The following is a 16,483-nucleotide window of genomic DNA, read 5'->3' on the forward strand; positions in this document are numbered from 1 at the left end:
GTTACTGGCGGGTATCAAGAAAGTGCAGCCTGTGTGCCGTGTCACACCAGCGGTTTGTTCTTGCTGATCCGGGTGCGCAGATCACCCATCAGCAGCCGGCTGGCGCCCTGGCGGACGAACTTCGGCAGGAACGTGTTCACGTACGACACGAAGAGGAAGAGGTTCTCGAACCTGCGCTGCTCGGCGGCCGACCAGGGCAGCCGCATCGCCTCCCGGAAGACCGGGGCGAGCGACCCGATGGTGAGGAAACGCAGCAGCCGACCGAAGTTCCACCGCAGGACGGGGCTGACCATCTTCAGCCCGATCAGTCGCATCAGGTAGTCGCGCACCTCGTCGTCGATGCGCACCCGCTGGCAGGCGGTGTTCCAGTACACCTCGAAATCCGCTCGGGTGGGCGGCCATTGGTCCTCCGTGACCTGCAGCGTGGTGGCCAGCGGCATCGCCGTGGCGTAGAACTGCTCGGCCTCGTCCGCGGTCAGCCGGCCGTGCAGCAGCTGATAGGTGTCCTCGAAACCGATGAAAAGACATGCCGCGACCCACATCTGGAGGTCCCGGTCGAACGCGTTGTATTTGACGGGGCTGGCGGTGGTGGACTGCACCTGCCGGTGCGCGGCGTTCACGGCCTCCCGGTAGGCGGCCCGCTCGTCGTCGGTGCCGAGGATCGCCACCTGCAGGTACTGCACCGTGGTGCGGGCGCGTTTCCACGGATGCTTCATCAGCGCGCCGGACTCGACCCGGCTCTCGACGACGCCGTGGCCCACCTCCGGCCACGACAGCTGCATGACGACGTTGGCGGCGGCCCCGCTGAACGACCAGAAATCCAGTGCCGCAGACAGATCGGTGGGCGGGTTGGCTCGTCGGGTGGTGTATTCACCGATCTGGATCCGGGTGCCGGTCACGGGAACACCGAATCCATCCAGTGGTACCGGTTCTCCAGCGTTCCCAGCATCCAGGCGCCGCCGGCGACCGCGGCGACGCTGGTGCCGATGAACAACACCGTCACGGTCGCCATGAGCAGGTACCCGGCCGCGGTGCCACTGGCCATCAAGCGGACGGCGCGGACCACCACATCGATGATGCGCACGACAAGCATCAGCAACATCGGCAACCCCGGATCATGGCGGAAGTCTGAACAGTGCGCGCATCGTCGTTGGCTAACTTTGGCCCGCAATGTGAAGTTGCACGCGGTCATGCACTTTCAGCTAACTAGTTCCCAACACAATGAGCCGGAAATGCCAGCGTAAGCGTACTTACAGCAACAAGGTATCGCGATCGTCAATAAATTTGTGCTTTGTTTGCTGAGTGGCTGCAGAATTCCGCCCCAGACTCCTATGGTGCGCCTATTTCTCCCGGTCAGGGTAATAATTCATCCGTCTGATATCTGGAAAAGGTGTTGTTGCCCGCGTTGCGGGGTGCATGATCACAGCAAAATTTCAGGACTGGCCGAAATGCGCAACATCGAACAGATGGGCTGGGTGGGTGGCAATGAGCTACGCGAACTATGTCGGGCGTATCGGCGCGCTGGCAGTCGCACTGGGTATCGGCACCGCGATCGCGGGCACCGCGGGTCAGGCGATGGCCGAAACCGAATCCACATCGTCATCGCCGGTGGGGGACACCGCGCCCGCCGGGGACACCGCGCCCGCCGTCAAGCCCGACGCCCCGGTCACCGAGCCGAAGCCGACGACCGCCACGAACGAGCCCGCCCCGGCCACCAGCGCGCCGGCCAAACGGAACGGGAATACGGCACGTACCACCCGGCAGACCCGCTGCACCACCTGCCGGGACCGCGAGGCCACCGCCACGAAGGCGGCGACCGCACCGAGCGCGGAGAGTTCGACGCCCGCGGCGCTGCCCACCGCCGCGGTGGTCGCACCCAAGCCCGTCCCCGTCGTCGCGAAACAACTGGCACTGCTGCGCCAGACCGTGCTCGGGTTGTTCGGCATCCACCCTGCCGCGGACAAGACGCCGGCCGTTCCGGCCGATTCGTCGGCGGACCTGCTCATGCTGGCCGCCACCCGCAGGCAAACCGGTGCCGCGGCCACCGCCGAATCCGTGGTGGTGACCCCGCTGATCGCGGCGGCCGCACCGGTCAACACCGCACCCACCGCCGCCCCCATCCAGTCCGCGCCCGACCAGACGACCGGCGTGGTGACCGGCTCCGTCGGCGGCACCGACGCCGAGTCGAATCCGTTGACCTACACCGTGAGCGGAACCGCGCCGGGCAAGGGCAAGGTGAGCGTCAACTCGACGACCGGGGCTTACACCTACACCCCGACGCAGGCGGCCCGGCTGGCCGCCGACATCACCAACGGTCCCGACACCGACAGTTTCACCGTGCTGGTCAATGACGGCACCGCGGCCACGACCGTCACCGTCACCGTCCCGGTGCTGCCGGCGGCCCTCGCGTCGGGCGGCGCGAAGACCGTCGGCGCCTACCCGACCGGAGTGGCGGTGTCGGCCAACAAGATCTACGTCACCAACGCCGGCAGCAACACCATCTCGGTGATCGACCGGGCCACCGGCGCGACGGTGACCGTCAGCGTCGTCGCCTCCCCGAAGGCGATCACACTGAGTCCCGACGGCAGCCGCGCCTATGTCGGCGGCACCAACGCGGTGTCGGTGCTCAACACAGCGACGAACACCGTGCTGTCGAAAGTGGCTTTGGGTGGCGGCCAGATCTACGGAATCGAGTTCGCGCCCAACGGGCAGCGGGCGTACGTGACCAACAGCGGGAACAACACCGTGTCGGTGCTCAACACCACCACCGCCACCCCGACCCTGGTGGCGACCATCGCCGTCGGTAGCCAGCCACGCGGGGTGGTCGCGTCGGCCGACGGCACCAAGCTCTACGTCACCAACTGGAACGCCAAGTCGGTGTCGGTGATCGACACCGCCACCAACAAGGTGATCGGATCGCCGATCGCGGTGGGCACCAACCCCTTCGGGATCGACGTCTCCGCCGACGGCACCCGGGTGTACGTGTCGAACTTCGGCAGCGGCACCGTCTCGGTGCTCAACCCGACCGCCGGCTCCCCGCTGGTCGGCACCATCGCGGTGGGCGCCGAACCCATGGGCGCCATCCTCAGCCCGGACGGCAGCGTGCTGTATGTCGCCAACGGCCGCGACACGGTCTCGGTGATCGCCACCGCCACCAATACCGTGGTCAACACGCTCGCGATCGACTCCGCGGCCGAGAACGGTTCGCACCGTATCGCGCTGAGCCCCGACGGCCAGCAGATGTACATCACCGACATGTCCGACCGCGTGGTGCGCACCCTGAACCTGGTGCGCGGCAACACCGCACCGATCGCCGGCACGCCGACCGTCGGCACCCCCGACTCCGGCACCGGCAAGGTGAGCGGTGCGCTCAACGTGACCGACCCCGACGGTGACAAGCTCAGCTACACCGTCACCCAGCCCTCCGGTGGGACCGTCACCGTCGATGCCGCAGGCAATTTCACCTTCACGCCCGCACCGGCTTCCGGCGCGGCGCTGGCGAAGGCCGCGAGTTCCGTGTCGTTCACCGTGGCCGTCGGCGACGGCAAGGCCAGCACCATCACCTCGGTGACCGTGCCGCTGGCCCCGGCGCAGAGCTCCGTCGACAGCACTGCGGCACTGCAGGCATTGTTCGACGGACTCAAGCCCGGTGACACCCTCACGTTGCAGAACAAGACCTATCAGCATTCCGGCGTGCTCTACATCCGGGTGGCCGGCGTGACCATCAACGGCAACGGCGCCACCCTGGCCGCCACCAACGATGCGACGTCCTCGGTGCAGATCCTCGCCGACAACGTCACCCTCTCCAACCTCACGCTGTCCGCACCGTTGACCGGGCCGCGGTACTACGCACCCGAACAGCACAAGCTCGTCATCATGGCCGACCACGCGACCGTCAAGAACGTCACCATCAACGGCTCGGCCGGGGCGGGCGTATACCTGGACGGCGCAGGCTATTTCGAGCTGGACAACGTCACCGTCAAACGGTCGCGCGCCGACGGTATCCACATGACCAACGGCTCGCACGACGGCGTGGTGAACAACGCCCGCACCGAGTGGACGGGTGACGACGGCATCGCGGTGGTGTCCTACGTGCCCGACGGCGCCATCTCCCGCAACATCACCATCAACTCACCGACCGTCGTCGGCACCACCTGGGGCCGCGGTATCTCGGTGGTCGGCGGCCAGAACATCACCTACAACAACATCACCGTCTCGGACACCAATGCCGCGGGCGTCTACATCGCCACCGAACCGAGCTACAACACCCGACCGGTGACCGGAGTGACCGTCAACGGCGGCACCATCACCAACGCGAACACCAACACCACCATCCGGCACGGCGCGATCCTGGTGTACGCAGGCAACGCGGGTACCAGCATCAGCACGGTCACCTTCAAGAACCTCACCATCGTCAACACCCCGACGACGGCGGGCTGGGTCCTAGGCATGATCCGGGAGAACAACGTGCCCGTCAGCGGGGTCGTGTACGACACCATCACCATCAGGCAGACCCCGACCATGCAGACCACCTACACCAACGCCAACGCGGGGTCGTTCTCGCTGCAGCGGGTCACGGTAAACGGAGTGGCGCTCACATCCTTGTGAGGCAGGGCATGATGAAGCGGTGTCCGAACGCAATGTCCTCGGCGGCCCACTGGAACCGTGTGGGACCGAACCGCTCACCGGGTTCTACCGCGACGGCTGCTGCTCGACGGGCCCCGAGGATCCGGGACTGCATTCGATCTGTGCGGTGGTGACGCGGGAGTTCCTGGACCACCAGCGCTCGATCGGCAACGATCTGGCGACGCCGATGCCGCAGTACCGGTTTCCCGGCCTGGAACCCGGCGATCGCTGGTGCGTGACCGCGCACAACTGGCTGCGCGCCCATGAGGATGGTTGCGCGGCACCGGTGGTGCTGGCATGTACGCATGAACGGACCCTGGAAGTGGTGCCGCTGGAGGTGCTCGCCGAACACGCCGTCGACGTGCCCGACGATGCCAGCGACCTCTAGCGCGACCGAAGGAATTCCCGCAGCGCCGGGTCGTTGGAGGTGAAGCGGTCCACCTCCTCACCGCCGTCGCAGCGCAGCAGCGCGATGGTCACCTCGGTCGACGTCTCGGACACCACCTGCCAGTGCGCACCGGCGTCCTCCCACCGCAGCAGTTCGGCAACCCGGTCCCGTGTCATCTCTCCACGATGGCACTGATGGGGCGGGCGTGCGGGCGGAACCTGCGCTGCCGCAGCCGAAGGCGGCGTAGGCCACCGGTACTTCACGCGGTTGGGTAGGCTCGGCCCTCAAATGATCGAGACTGACGAGCCGCTGCCTATCCTGCCGCGCGAGCTGACCACGATTTCCGACGAGGTCCGCAACGTCCCGGCACCCGCGATCCCGCAGATCGCGGCACCGTACGCCGCCCGCTTGGCGGACCCGGATACCGACGCCGACCTGGTGTCGGGGTGGATGAACCTGCCGCATCTGGCCGAGGCGTGGGAGTACGACTGGCCGCCGGAGCGCTGGCGGCTGTACCTGAAGGCCCAGCTGGCCGGGACGTTCTCGCGGCCGTTCATCACCAGTCGCAAGGGTGAGGACATCGGCTATATCGAATTGTACAGAGCGTCAAAGGATTCGATCGCCACGCGGTATCAGTCCGATCCGTATGACCTGGGCATGCACGCGGCCATCGCGGACACCAAACTGGTGAACCGGGGCATCGCCCCGCTGATGATGCCCAAGCTGCTGGCCGACATGTTCGCCAGTGAGCCGCAGTGCCGCCGGGTGATGTTCGACCCCGATCACCGCAATCTCGGCGCGCGCCGGCTGGTCGAATACGTCGGCTGTACGTTCCTGGGTGAGCATCAGATGTCGAATCGCACGATGGCGCTGTACGTGTATCCGCGGACCCCGGACGACATCCCGGCCGTCACGTAGCTTTCTGCGGGAAGTCAGTGGGACATCATCGCGGCGTAGCCGTCGTGGTCGGGCTTCATGGCTGCGGCCACCAACTCCCACAATACCTCGTCGGTGCCGCCGCCGACCCGGGCCAGCTTCATGTCGCGCCACCACTGACCCAGCGGGGTCTCGTCGATGAGATAGCCTGTGCCGCCGAAGATGTGCATGCACTCCGAGACCACCTCTTCGCCGAGGCGGGCCGCGGTGACCTTCATGGCGGCAGCGGTGCGCAGGTCCAGTTTCTTGCCCGCCGCGATGCCGGCCAGTGCGTGGCGCAGCATGTCGACCCGGGCCTGCAGGTCGGCGATGCGCATCCGCAGCGCCTGGTGCTCGTACAGCGTATGACCGAACTGGCGGCGATCCATCATGCGCGCCAACGTGATTCCCAGTAGACGCTGGCAGCTGCTGGCGACCTGGCCGGCCACCGACATCCGCTCGTGCGCCAAACCCCACGAGATCGCAGCCAGGCCGGTGCCCGCCCGGGCCACCAGCGCCTCGGCGGGCACCCACGTGTCGATGTGCACGGCGGCCGTGTCCAGCGGTCCGGCGCCCACCTTGCGGTAGGGCACCTGGACCTGCACCCCGGGATCGCGCAGCGGGACCGCGATGACGACGACGTTGCCGTGCCTGCTGGTCGCGTCGTCGCCGACGTCGCGCGCCACGGCCATCACATAGTCGGCGATGGGGGAGAGTGAGACGAACTTCTTGACGCCCTTGACCTCGAAACCGCCACGGGCCGAACGCACCTCGGTGCCGACGATCTGCAGGTCGGATCCGCCGGATTCTTCGGAGGCGCCGATGCACAGCACCGCCTCGCCGCGGATGGCGCGGTCGGCGATATCGCGCAGGTAGTCGTTGCGGGCGAATCGGCGCAGGATGGCGATGGCCGAGTCGTGCAGGCTCACCCCGACGGCGATGCCGGCCGAGCCCAGCCTGCCCAGCTCCATCGCCAGGGCGATGACGTCGCCGACGTCGGGCTGCTGCTCGTCACCCCACTTGGCGGCGAACACCCCTTCGCGGCCCAAGTACTCGATGAGCTGGCGCGGGAAGTGTTCGCTCGCTTCGGCTTCGGAGGTCCACGTCCTGACCTGGTCGTTGAACACGCGGTGCAGGAGCGCCGGAAAGTCCTCGACGGGAGGGGCGGTGAGCGTCATGGTGCGGCCTCCAGATTGCGTTTGACCTCGAGCCTGCGCAGCTTGCCCGACGACGTGCGGGGCAGCGACCCAGGCCGCATGAACACCACTTCGGCCGGCACCACACCGCATTCGGACGCGATGCGAGCCACCAGCGCACTGCGGGCGGCGGGCTCGTCGGCGCCCTTGAACTCGGCGGCGATCACCAGACCGGGTCGCGTCGCGGGCCCGTCGGTGCCGATCGCCACCACCGCACCGGGGCGGATCCCGTCGACCTGGGCGGCCACCCGCTCGATCTCGGTGGGGAAGATGTTGCGCCCGGCGACGGTGATGATCTCTTTGGCGCGCCCGCAGATGACCAGGCTGCCGTCGAGTAGATAGCCGATATCGCCGGTGGGGAACCAGTTTTCGCGGTCGATCGGATCTTCGCCGAGGTAGCCCGTCATCATCGAGGTGCCGCGGACCTCGACCTCGCCGACCTCCCGATCGGTGACGCTGCCGGCGAACTGCTCGCGTGGGCTCACCCGGATCTCCATGCCGGGGATGGCCTCGCCGAGCACGGCATGCCGGCGCACGTAGCCGCCGTCATCGCTGACGACGTGGATCTCGTCGACCCGCAAACCGGTGCCCGGGGTGGGAACGCTGACCGCGCAGTTGGATTCGGCCAGGCCGTAGGACGGGGCCAGGGCGCCGGGGTCGAGACCGAAGCGGGCCATCTCGGTGGCGAACAGGCCGCTGCCTTCGCAGTCGATCGGTTCGCCGCCGTTGAGCGCGAAACGCAGGGGCGAGAGGTCGACGTCGCTGACCAGGCGGGCGTACTTGCCCACGATGTTGTAGGCCATGTTCGGTGCCGCGGTCAGGGTGGCGCGGCTGTCGCTGAGCCATTTCAGCCAGCCGAACGGCTGCGCGGAGAACGCGGAGGTGGGTGCCTGCCACAGGTTGGCGCCGCCGAGCGTGGCGGCGAGCACGAAGGACAGACCCATGTCGTGATAGAGCGGCAGCCAGGAATGCCCGGTGTCCTCGGGTCCGGCACCGACCCGGCGCACCAGCGCCCGCAGGTTGGCCAGCACCGCCTCGGGTGAAAGTTGTGCGGTGCGAGGCGTTCCCGTCGACCCGGCGGTGCCCTGCAACACCGCGACGGCGTTGCCCATGCCGCCGGCAAAGGTGGTTGAACGCTGTGTGTGCGCGACGGTGGTGACGTCCTGCACGGTGAACGCGCCGTCGGCCGAGCCCAGCCGGCCCAGGTGCGCGCCGTGGCTGAACACCGTGTGCGCGCCGACGCCCTCGAACCGTGCCGCGGTGGCCCGTGCCCAGCGCTGCGGATCCGCGCCGCGCACCGGCCCGGGCAGGATCGAGACGGCGGCCCCGGCGATCAACGCGCCGGTGATGGCGGCGAGGAATTCGACGTTCGGTTCGCCCACCAGGCCGACGGTCCGTGCGCCCTCGGAACAGATGCGTTCGGCGACGTTCTCGGCGCGCGCGTGCACCTCCGCCCACGGGTGGCGGTGCCAGGTTCCTTCGGCGGTGTCGAAGACGTGCAGGTCGTTGTTCGACCCGGTCATCGATGCCGTCAGCGCGGAGCCCAGTTCGGTCACGAGTTGGCCTGATCGGCCGGAAGCTTGGCCAGCACCGCGTCTTCCAGCTGGCCGACGGTCTCGCAGCTGAGCAGATCTTCTTCGGTGAGCGCCGCGTCGAGCCGATCCTCGATGGCCACCATGCCGACGGCGAACGCCACCGAATCCATGCCGAGATCGTCGATCAGCCGGGAGTCGCGGGTGACCCGGCTGACGTCGATGCTGAGATCATCTCTCAGGATGGAGAGCAGCTCAGGGTTGACAGCAGCGGACTGTGACTGTTCCATGTCGGGGGACGCTACACCGGGCAGTTAGCCAAGGCTAGGCTTACCCCGACCTATCGGGGTGTCGAGCGTCTCACCACGCGTGCCGGGCGAGTTCTGTGCTGCCGTTTCGCTGCCCGCCGTCGATGCTCACCCACGCCGGCACCAGCTCACTGGTGACGACGCCGTGCCGGGCCGTCAACTCGTCCACGATCGGGAAACTCGCCGCGATGCGCGCCGGGGTGTCCACCACGATCGTCGTCACCGGGACGCGCCGGCCCAACTGGAACAGCTTGTCGCCGTGCGGTTCACGGGCGCCGTGGAAACCCCAGATACCGCGCAGCACGGTCACCCCGCTGACCCCGTGGTGCGCCCGCAACCGGGCCACCAGCGCCCGGTGGATGGGCGTCGACCCGGTCGCGGTGGTCACGGTGTCCTCGGAGGTGTGGATCATCAGCTTCTGCCGCAGCGCGCGACCGTCGGCATCGGTCTCGGGCAGTTCGGGCGGCGGTGCGATCAGCTCGCCGTCGCGTTTGCAGAGCTGCGCCCGCTCCAGCGTCATGGTGGCGCCGGGCGCCAACCGGCGCAGCTCCGGTGCCGCGGCCGCCACCTGAGTACCGGTGCCTGCGGCGATGATCATCACCGGGACGTCGTTGTTGGTGCCGACGAACCGGGCCCGGTGGCGCTGCCCGGCCTCGGTGCCGTCGACCCCGAGGAACACCGCCGCCGCGGCGAACCCGTGCGCGTGCAGCACCTCGCACACCGCCCGATAGGACCGCGCCCGACGGACATAGAGGGTCAGTTTGTAGTCGCCCGGGCCCGGTGCGTCCAGCAGTCGCGCCCGCTCCAGGGTGACGATGCCGCGGCTGATCATCGCCACGGCCTGCTCGGCCACCGCGGTGATCCGCTCGGCCCGGTCGACCGCGGCGACGGCGACCGGAAGATCCTCCGACAGCGTCAGCGTCAGGTCGCTGCGCAGTTCGTGGCGCGGACCGAACCCGGCGGCACCGCGCAGCACCACGCTGGTGGCGATCCGCTGCGCGGCCAACAGGTCGAGCAACTCGTCGGCGACGAATCGGCGCTCACCACGCAACCGCTCCCCGAAGTACGCGGTCAGCTTCAGATACTCGTCGCTCACAGCAGTTTCCCCATCGTGAGGCCCAGCCACGCCGCACCGAGCCCGAGTACGACGCTGATCACGATGTTCGCCACCGCCGGCCACACCTGCCGTTCCTCACCGAGGCGCTGGGTCTCCAGCATCCACGTCGAGAACGTGGTGTAGGCGCCGACGAACGCGGTGCCGGCCAGCAGCGCGGCATGCGGGCTGAGCGCAATGCCCCCGAAGAAGCCCAACAGCCATGCGCCACTGACGTTCACCACCAGCGTGCCGACCGGGAACGGCCGGGCCATCCGCCTCGACACCGTCTTGTCCACCACGAACCGGCATACCGCGCCCAGACCGCCGATCAACGCGACACCCACCCACACCGCGAGCGTCATCGGATTCGCGCCCGTCGTACGAGCGCGGTGGTGAGGTGCAGGGCCAGCAGCCCGACCGCGATGCTCGCCACCGTGTACGCCGCGGCCAGCCCATAAAAGTGATGCTCCAACATGGTCACCGTCTCGACCTGCATGGTGGAGAACGTCGTCAGACCACCGCACAATCCGGTGCCCAACAGGGGGCGCCGGTAGGCCGAGGTCGGGAGCCGCTCCAGTAGCCGGGTGGTGAAGTACGCCAACAGGACCGTGCCGACGATGTTGACGACGAACGTCGGCCACGGCCAGTGGCCCGGCGTGAACGGCAGCACGTGCGCCAGCCCCGCGCGGGCCAGGGTGCCCAGCGCGCCACCGGCGAACACGGCCGCCAGTTCACGTCGGTCGAAGCCAGCCATGCCGCTCAGTATGTAGCCCGACGCCGGGACCGATATGTTGGGCACACCATGACGGCTGTGCGGATCTGTGTACTGGGCCCGATCCGTGGCTGGGTTGATGGTGAACCCCTTGATCTGGGCGGCCCCAAACAGCGGGCGGTGCTGGCCCGGCTGGTCTTGGCGCACGGTCAGGTGGTGTCGGTGGACCGACTCATCGAGGACCTCTGGGAGGGTGAGCCACCGCCCAAAGCGCTGGCCGCGTTGCAGGCGTACATCTCCCATCTGCGCCGGGTGCTCGAACCCGGACGGGCGCGGCGCGCCGCCGCCGAGGTGATCGTCAGCGCCGCCCCCGGTTACTGCCTGCGGCTGCCCGACGAGGCCGTGGACGTGTGGTCGGTGGAAGCGAAAATCATTGCCGCCGAAGCCAGGTCGGATCTGCTGGAGGATGTGCTCACCGAGTGGGTCGGGGATCCGTACGTGGAGGTGGCCGACACGCTCTGGGCGGCACCGGAAGTCGCCCGGCTGACCGCGTTGCGGTTGTCGGCCGTCGAGGCCTACGCCGCGGCGCAGTCGGCGCTGGGCCAGCACGCCGTCGTGGTGCGCGTGCTCGAACCGCTGGCCCGCGACCATCCTGGCCGCGAGACCGCCGCCTGCCTGCTGGCCGCGGCGCACTACCGGGCCGGACGCCAGGTTGCGGCGCTGGACGTGCTGCGCCGCACCCGCGAGTATCTGACCGACGAACTCGGCCTCGAACCCGGCCGGCCGCTGCGTGATCTGGAACGCGACATCCTGCGCCAAGCCGAACACCTCGACCCCATCGCGGTGGCGCCTGCCGCCCCCGCGCCCGTTGCACCGTCCCCGACGACATCCCGGACCCGTGGCCGCACAACCGAACTCGCCGCGATCGACGCCGCCGCCGCGACCGCCCGCCACGACGGACCGAAGGTGGTATGGATCGGCGGGGAAGCCGGCGCGGGCAAGACCACCCTCGCGGCCACCGCCACCGGCGCCTTGGCACGGGCCGGGTGGACGGTGGTCTTCGGGCGGTCCCCGGAGGTCGACGGCGCACCCGCGGGCTGGGCGTGGACGGAGGTGCTGGCGCCGTTCCGATCCGTGCTGCAGCCCGCCGAGGTGACGGCGCTGGCGCCACTGCTGCACGACGGGCCCGCCCCGGACACGGGAGCCTTCTGGCTGGCGCACACCCTCGCCGAGGTGCTGGGCCGGGCCGCGTTCGGTCAGCCGCTCGCGATCGTGCTCGACGATCTGCACCGCACCGACGGCCTGACCCTGGAATTGCTGCGCCTGGTGTCCGATCGGTTGGCGCAACGCCCGGTGCTCGCGATCGGCACCTACCGGCCCTCGGAGTCCGGCGCCGAACTCGACATGGCCCGGGCGGCGCTGGCCAATCACACCGCCGCGCACCTGATCCTCGGCGGGCTGGACGACGCCGCCATGGTCGAGTTGGCCGCCGACTGCGGCCTGCCTGCGGTGACCGGTGACACGCTGAAGTTGTTGCGGGACAGAACCGGTGGCAATCCGCTGTTCGTGCGGGAGATGGCCCGGTTGATGGCCGCCGAAGGTGCCGACGCGGCGCACGGCGGCGTCCCGGCCGGGGTGCGCGACGTGGTGCGCCGCAGGCTGGCCCGGCTGCCCGGCCAGACCGCCACCGCGCTGCGCCAGGCCGCGGTGCTCGGCCGCGAGGTGGATCTCGATCTGCTGGAGGACCTGGCGCACGGCGGGGACGACCTGCTCGACGCGCTGGAGCCTGCGGTGTTGGCCGGGCTGCTGGACGAACCGGCACCGGGCCGGATCCGGTTCGCGCACAGCCTGATCCGCGACACCCTGTATGACGACACGTCATTGCTGCGCCGGACCCGCCTGCACGCCGCCGCGCTGAACCTGCTGCGCGGCCGCGGCACCGACGCGGCGTCGCTCGCCTACCACGCCGTTGCCGCCGCCACCCCTGAAACTGCCGTGGAGGCAGCCGAATTCGCCGCCTCCGCCGCGCAGGAGGCCGACGGGGTGGGTGCCCCCGGCGAGGCGGCACGGCAGTGGCGGTCGGCGGTGCGCATGCTGGAACTGGGCGCCGCGGACCGGCAGCGCGCGGTGCCCGCCCGCTGCGGGTTGATCTCGGCGCTGGCCCGCGCCGGGGACGCCATCTCCGCGCGGGAGGAACTCAACCGCACCGTGACGCTGGCCGCCGGCGACGACGCGCTGCTGGTGCGGGCGCTCACTGCGCTGGACAGCCCGCTGGTGTGGCGGCTGCGCACCGGCGACCACATCGACCCCGTCATCGTCGACCCGCTGCGCCGGATCCTGGCCCAGGACCATCCGGCCGCCGTTCGGGTCCAGTTGCTGATCACCTTGTTCACGGAGGTGGAGGGCGCCGAGCACGAGACGGCGATGGCGGCGAGCACCGAGGCGCTGGACCTGGCCCGCGCGCTGCACGCGAACGACCCCGACACTCATGCCCGGCTGCTGTGCGCGGCACTGAACGTGCGGGCGTTCGCCTGCCTGGGTCCGGACCTGGCCGATCAGCGGCAACCGGTGGCCGCCGAGCTGCTCGCCGTCGCTCAGGACTGCGGCGCCGTCGACTACCAGGCCGTGGGACATTGGCTGCTGTTCCTGGCAGCATCGGGCCGCTCGGATCTGGCTGCCGCGCTCGATCACGTCGACCAGGCGGTGGCCCGCGCCGGCACCGGCCAGCTGGCCTTCCTGCTCGGGGTGCTCGACGCCTATTCGGCGCAGCTCACCATCGTGGCGGGGCGCCCCGACGAGGGCGAGGCCAAGTATCTGGCGGCGGCCGCCAGCCTGGCCCAACACGGCGTGGCCAACGGTGCGCTGGTCGGGTTGGTCGGCCGGGTCAGCGCCGCACTGAGCCGCGGTGATCTGGGGCCGATGGCCGATGAGCTGCTGATGGTGCACCGCACCATCTCGGCCACGATGGCCGACGGCGTGGTGCTGGCGTTGACGTCGGTGGGCAGAACCGCTGAGGCGCAAGAGGTATGGGCGCAGCGGGTACCCACCGAACGGTCCTACTACTGGGTGGCGATGACGACGCTGCGGGTGCGCGCCGCGGTGGCCATCGGCGACCTGGCGGTGGCCCGAACCGAAGCGGCCGAGCTGGCGCCCTACAGCGGGCTGATGGCCGGGCTGGACAACGGCACCCTGCTTACCGGCCCGGTCGACGAGGCGCTGGCCGTGCTGGCCGACGCCGACGGTGACACGGCCGCGGCCACTCGATACCGCCGCGCCGCCGCGCAGCTGCGGGAGCGGCTGGCCGCCGAGGCCGCCCGACTGCTCAACTGAACACACGCGCCTCAAAACGCTTGTGCCGCCGCGTCATCAGCTTGATGAACGCGATCAGGAGCGGATTCGCCTCGACCGCCATCCGCGCGTACTCCTCCTCGGTCGCCGCGCCGACGATGCGCGGCCCGTCGAAGGACATCTTCCCGGCGCGCTGGGCCGCCTTCTCCACGATGTCCCAGTCGGTGACCGACACGTGCCGGCGGATCACGTCGAACACCTCGCGCTCCTCGTCGGCGATGTGCTCGCACACCAACTGACGGAGATCGGCCAGCGCCGCGGCCAGCGGTGCCGCCGTCATCCGGCCCGGTGCCGTGCGGAAGGCGGTGGACAGCGTCTTGATGCGGTCCAACCGGGGGTCGAGGGCGGCATGGTCGTCGGTCAACTCGGACAGATCGACGAAGCTGCCCGCCGAGGCCGTCACGATCGGCCACAGGATGTCGTCCTCCACGGTGTGGTGATGGTGGATGGAGTCGCACAGCAGGTGGATGTAGCGGTCGACCTCCTTGGGCCGGGCGCAGCGGTGCGCGCCGCGGGCGACGGCGGCCAGCAGGTCGGCCAGGCGCCCGACATCGGTGATCATCGCGCGGTGGGCCATCGTGATGCCGGACAGGTCGGGCTCTGAGGTCAGGGAATTTGGGGAGCTGTTCATGCGGCATACGTTGTCGCGATGCACTTGCGGCGCACTTGCGGCGCGCTTGCGGGAAGTAGGCAAGAATCGAGGTCATGGCTGCCAACCCACGTGCCGGTAAGCCGGCAGACCCGTCCGACCTCATCGATATCGCTCACGTGGTGACGGCGTACTACACCGTCCTGCCCGACCCCGACGACATCGCCCAGCAGGTCGCCTTCGGGACGTCCGGGCATCGCGGGTCCAGCCTGGACGGGGCCTTCAACGAGGCGCACATCCTGGCGACCACGCAGGCCATCGTCGAATACCGGTCGGCGCAGGGCACCACCGGTCCGTTGTTCATCGGCCGCGACACCCACGCGCTGTCCGAGCCGGCCTGGGCGTCGGCGCTGGAGGTGCTGGCCGCCAACGACGTCGTCGCGATGATCGATGCCGCCGACCGCTACACCCCGACGCCCGCCGTCAGCCACGCCATCCTGACCTTCAACCGCGGCCGCGACACCGACCTGGCCGACGGCATCGTCGTCACCCCGTCACACAACCCGCCCCGCGACGGCGGGTTCAAGTACAACCCGCCCAACGGCGGGCCGGCGGACACCGACGCCACCGGATGGATCGCCAAGCGCGCCAACGAGATCCTGCGGGAAGGCATCTCCGCGGTGAAGCGGGTGCCGCTGTCGCGGGCCCTGCAGATGGCCGAGCGTCACGACTACCTGAACGCCTACATCGAGGATCTGCCCAATGTGGTGGACCTGCACGCCATCCGCGCCCAGGGCATCCGGATCGGCGCCGACCCGCTGGGCGGGGCCAGCGTGGACTACTGGGGCGCCATCGCCGAACGGCACAAGCTGGATCTGACGGTGGTGAACCCGTTGGTGGATGCCACCTGGCGGTTCATGACGCTGGACACCGACGGCAAGATCCGGATGGACTGCAGCTCGCCGAACGCGATGGCCTCACTGATCGCCAACCGGGACCACTATCAGATCGCCACCGGTAACGATGCCGACTCCGACCGGCACGGCATCGTCACCCCCGACGGCGGGCTGCTCAACCCGAACCATTTCCTGGCCGTCGCCATCGACTACCTGTACGCCCACCGGCCGTCGTGGCCCGGCAGCACCGCGGTCGGCAAGACGGCGGTCAGTTCGTCGATCATCGACCGGGTGGTGGCCGGGCTGGGCCGCAAGCTCGTCGAGGTGCCGGTCGGCTTCAAATGGTTCGTCGACGGATTGATCAGTGGCTCAATCGGTTTCGGGGGCGAGGAGAGTGCCGGAGCGTCCTTCCTGCGCACCGACGGCTCGACCTGGACCACCGACAAGGACGGCATCATCCTGGCGCTGCTGGCCTCGGAGATCCTGGCCGTCACCGGCTCGACCCCGTCGCAGCGCTACGCCGAACTGGCCGAGAAGTACGGCGCGCCCACCTACGCCCGCATCGACGCGCCCGCCGACCGGGATCAGAAGGCGCGGCTGGCCAAGCTGTCGGCCGAGCAGGTCAGCGCCACCGAGCTGGCCGGTGAGCCGATCACCGCGAAGCTGACCACCGCCCCCGGCAACGGGGCACCGCTGGGCGGCCTGAAGGTGACCACGGAGAATGCCTGGTTCGCGGCGCGGCCGTCGGGCACCGAGGACGTCTACAAGATCTACGCCGAGTCGTTCAAGGGTCCCGAGCACCTGGCGCAGGTGCAGGCGGCCGCGAAGGAAGTGGTGAGCGCGGTCATCAGCTGACCCGGCGGGCCCGAGTGGTACT

15 protein-coding genes are annotated in these 16,483 nt (G+C 69.3%); 5 read left to right on the plus strand and 10 right to left on the minus strand.

Annotated features, from left to right (window positions below; translation table 11 throughout):
- Positions 1-41: 41 nt before the first annotated feature.
- Together AC1DY7_RS07805 and AC1DY7_RS07810 are read right to left on the minus strand one after the other, a co-directional pair.
- Positions 42-899: an oxygenase MpaB family protein gene (locus tag AC1DY7_RS07805; protein WP_477493073.1), complete on the minus strand. Its 858-nt coding sequence runs from the start codon at positions 897-899 to the stop codon at positions 42-44.
- Positions 896-1,102 carry a hypothetical protein gene (locus AC1DY7_RS07810; RefSeq protein WP_477493074.1) on the minus strand — a complete coding sequence of 69 codons (207 nt, stop codon included), beginning with the start codon at positions 1,100-1,102 and terminating at the stop codon, positions 896-898. The genes AC1DY7_RS07805 and AC1DY7_RS07810 overlap by 4 nt, the downstream gene beginning before the upstream one ends.
- Positions 1,103-1,485: 383 nt before the next feature.
- Between AC1DY7_RS07810 and AC1DY7_RS07815 the strand changes: the two genes are divergently transcribed.
- A complete protein-coding gene (locus AC1DY7_RS07815; protein WP_477493075.1) occupies positions 1,486-4,608 on the plus strand; it encodes an Ig-like domain-containing protein in 3,123 nt (1,040 codons plus the stop codon).
- A gap of 19 nt (positions 4,609-4,627) precedes the next feature.
- Positions 4,628-5,014 carry a DUF2237 family protein gene (locus tag AC1DY7_RS07820; protein ID WP_477493076.1) on the plus strand — a complete coding sequence of 129 codons (387 nt, stop codon included), beginning with the start codon at positions 4,628-4,630 and terminating at the stop codon, positions 5,012-5,014.
- On the opposite strand, the gene AC1DY7_RS07825 is transcribed toward AC1DY7_RS07820, so the two are convergent.
- The gene (locus tag AC1DY7_RS07825; protein WP_477493077.1) at positions 5,011-5,190 is read right to left on the minus strand and encodes a hypothetical protein; all 180 of its coding nucleotides are present in this window, start codon (positions 5,188-5,190) and stop codon (positions 5,011-5,013) included. The two genes, AC1DY7_RS07820 and AC1DY7_RS07825, sit on opposite strands and share 4 nt — an antisense overlap.
- 112 nt (positions 5,191-5,302) lie before the next feature.
- On the opposite strand from AC1DY7_RS07825, the gene AC1DY7_RS07830 reads away from it, so the two are divergent.
- Entirely contained in the window at positions 5,303-5,932 is a 630-nt protein-coding gene (locus AC1DY7_RS07830) for a GNAT family N-acetyltransferase (RefSeq protein WP_477493078.1), read from the plus strand.
- 14 nt (positions 5,933-5,946) lie between these two features.
- On the opposite strand, the gene mbtN is transcribed toward AC1DY7_RS07830, so the two are convergent.
- The 6 genes from mbtN to crcB (AC1DY7_RS07860) are packed head-to-tail and all read right to left on the minus strand — an operon-like array spanning position 5,947 to position 10,815.
- Positions 5,947-7,107, minus strand: a complete 1,161-nt coding sequence (gene mbtN, locus AC1DY7_RS07835) for a mycobactin biosynthesis acyl-ACP dehydrogenase MbtN (protein WP_477493079.1) — start codon at positions 7,105-7,107, stop codon at positions 5,947-5,949.
- Positions 7,104-8,672: a long-chain-fatty acid--ACP ligase MbtM gene (mbtM, locus tag AC1DY7_RS07840; protein ID WP_477493238.1), complete on the minus strand. Its 1,569-nt coding sequence runs from the start codon at positions 8,670-8,672 to the stop codon at positions 7,104-7,106. Before mbtM ends, mbtN begins: the two co-directional genes overlap by 4 nt.
- Positions 8,673-8,677: 5 nt before the next feature.
- Entirely contained in the window at positions 8,678-8,971 is a 294-nt protein-coding gene (locus tag AC1DY7_RS07845; protein WP_477493239.1) for an acyl carrier protein, read from the minus strand.
- A 46-nt stretch (positions 8,972-9,017) separates the two neighbouring features.
- A complete protein-coding gene (locus AC1DY7_RS07850) occupies positions 9,018-10,061 on the minus strand; it encodes a DUF190 domain-containing protein (RefSeq protein WP_477493080.1) in 1,044 nt (347 codons plus the stop codon).
- Positions 10,058-10,423 (minus strand): fluoride efflux transporter CrcB, encoded by a 366-nt coding sequence (crcB, locus tag AC1DY7_RS07855; RefSeq protein ID WP_477493081.1) that lies wholly within the window; start codon positions 10,421-10,423, stop codon positions 10,058-10,060. Before crcB (AC1DY7_RS07855) ends, AC1DY7_RS07850 begins: the two co-directional genes overlap by 4 nt.
- A complete protein-coding gene (gene crcB, locus AC1DY7_RS07860; protein ID WP_477493082.1) occupies positions 10,420-10,815 on the minus strand; it encodes a fluoride efflux transporter CrcB in 396 nt (131 codons plus the stop codon). The genes crcB (AC1DY7_RS07855) and crcB (AC1DY7_RS07860) overlap by 4 nt, the downstream gene beginning before the upstream one ends.
- 48 nt (positions 10,816-10,863) lie before the next feature.
- Between crcB (AC1DY7_RS07860) and AC1DY7_RS07865 the strand changes: the two genes are divergently transcribed.
- Positions 10,864-14,103 (plus strand): BTAD domain-containing putative transcriptional regulator, encoded by a 3,240-nt coding sequence (locus AC1DY7_RS07865; RefSeq protein WP_477493083.1) that lies wholly within the window; start codon positions 10,864-10,866, stop codon positions 14,101-14,103.
- On the opposite strand, the gene AC1DY7_RS07870 is transcribed toward AC1DY7_RS07865, so the two are convergent.
- Positions 14,096-14,752, minus strand: coding sequence for a hemerythrin domain-containing protein (locus AC1DY7_RS07870; protein ID WP_477493084.1), 657 nt, complete (start codon positions 14,750-14,752; stop codon positions 14,096-14,098). The two genes, AC1DY7_RS07865 and AC1DY7_RS07870, sit on opposite strands and share 8 nt — an antisense overlap.
- Positions 14,753-14,826: 74 nt before the next feature.
- Between AC1DY7_RS07870 and pgm the strand changes: the two genes are divergently transcribed.
- Entirely contained in the window at positions 14,827-16,461 is a 1,635-nt protein-coding gene (gene pgm, locus AC1DY7_RS07875; RefSeq protein WP_477493085.1) for a phosphoglucomutase (alpha-D-glucose-1,6-bisphosphate-dependent), read from the plus strand.
- Positions 16,462-16,483: the final 22 nt, after the last annotated feature.

The sequence above is a fragment of the Mycobacterium sp. P2_H7 genome (assembly GCF_056403275.1).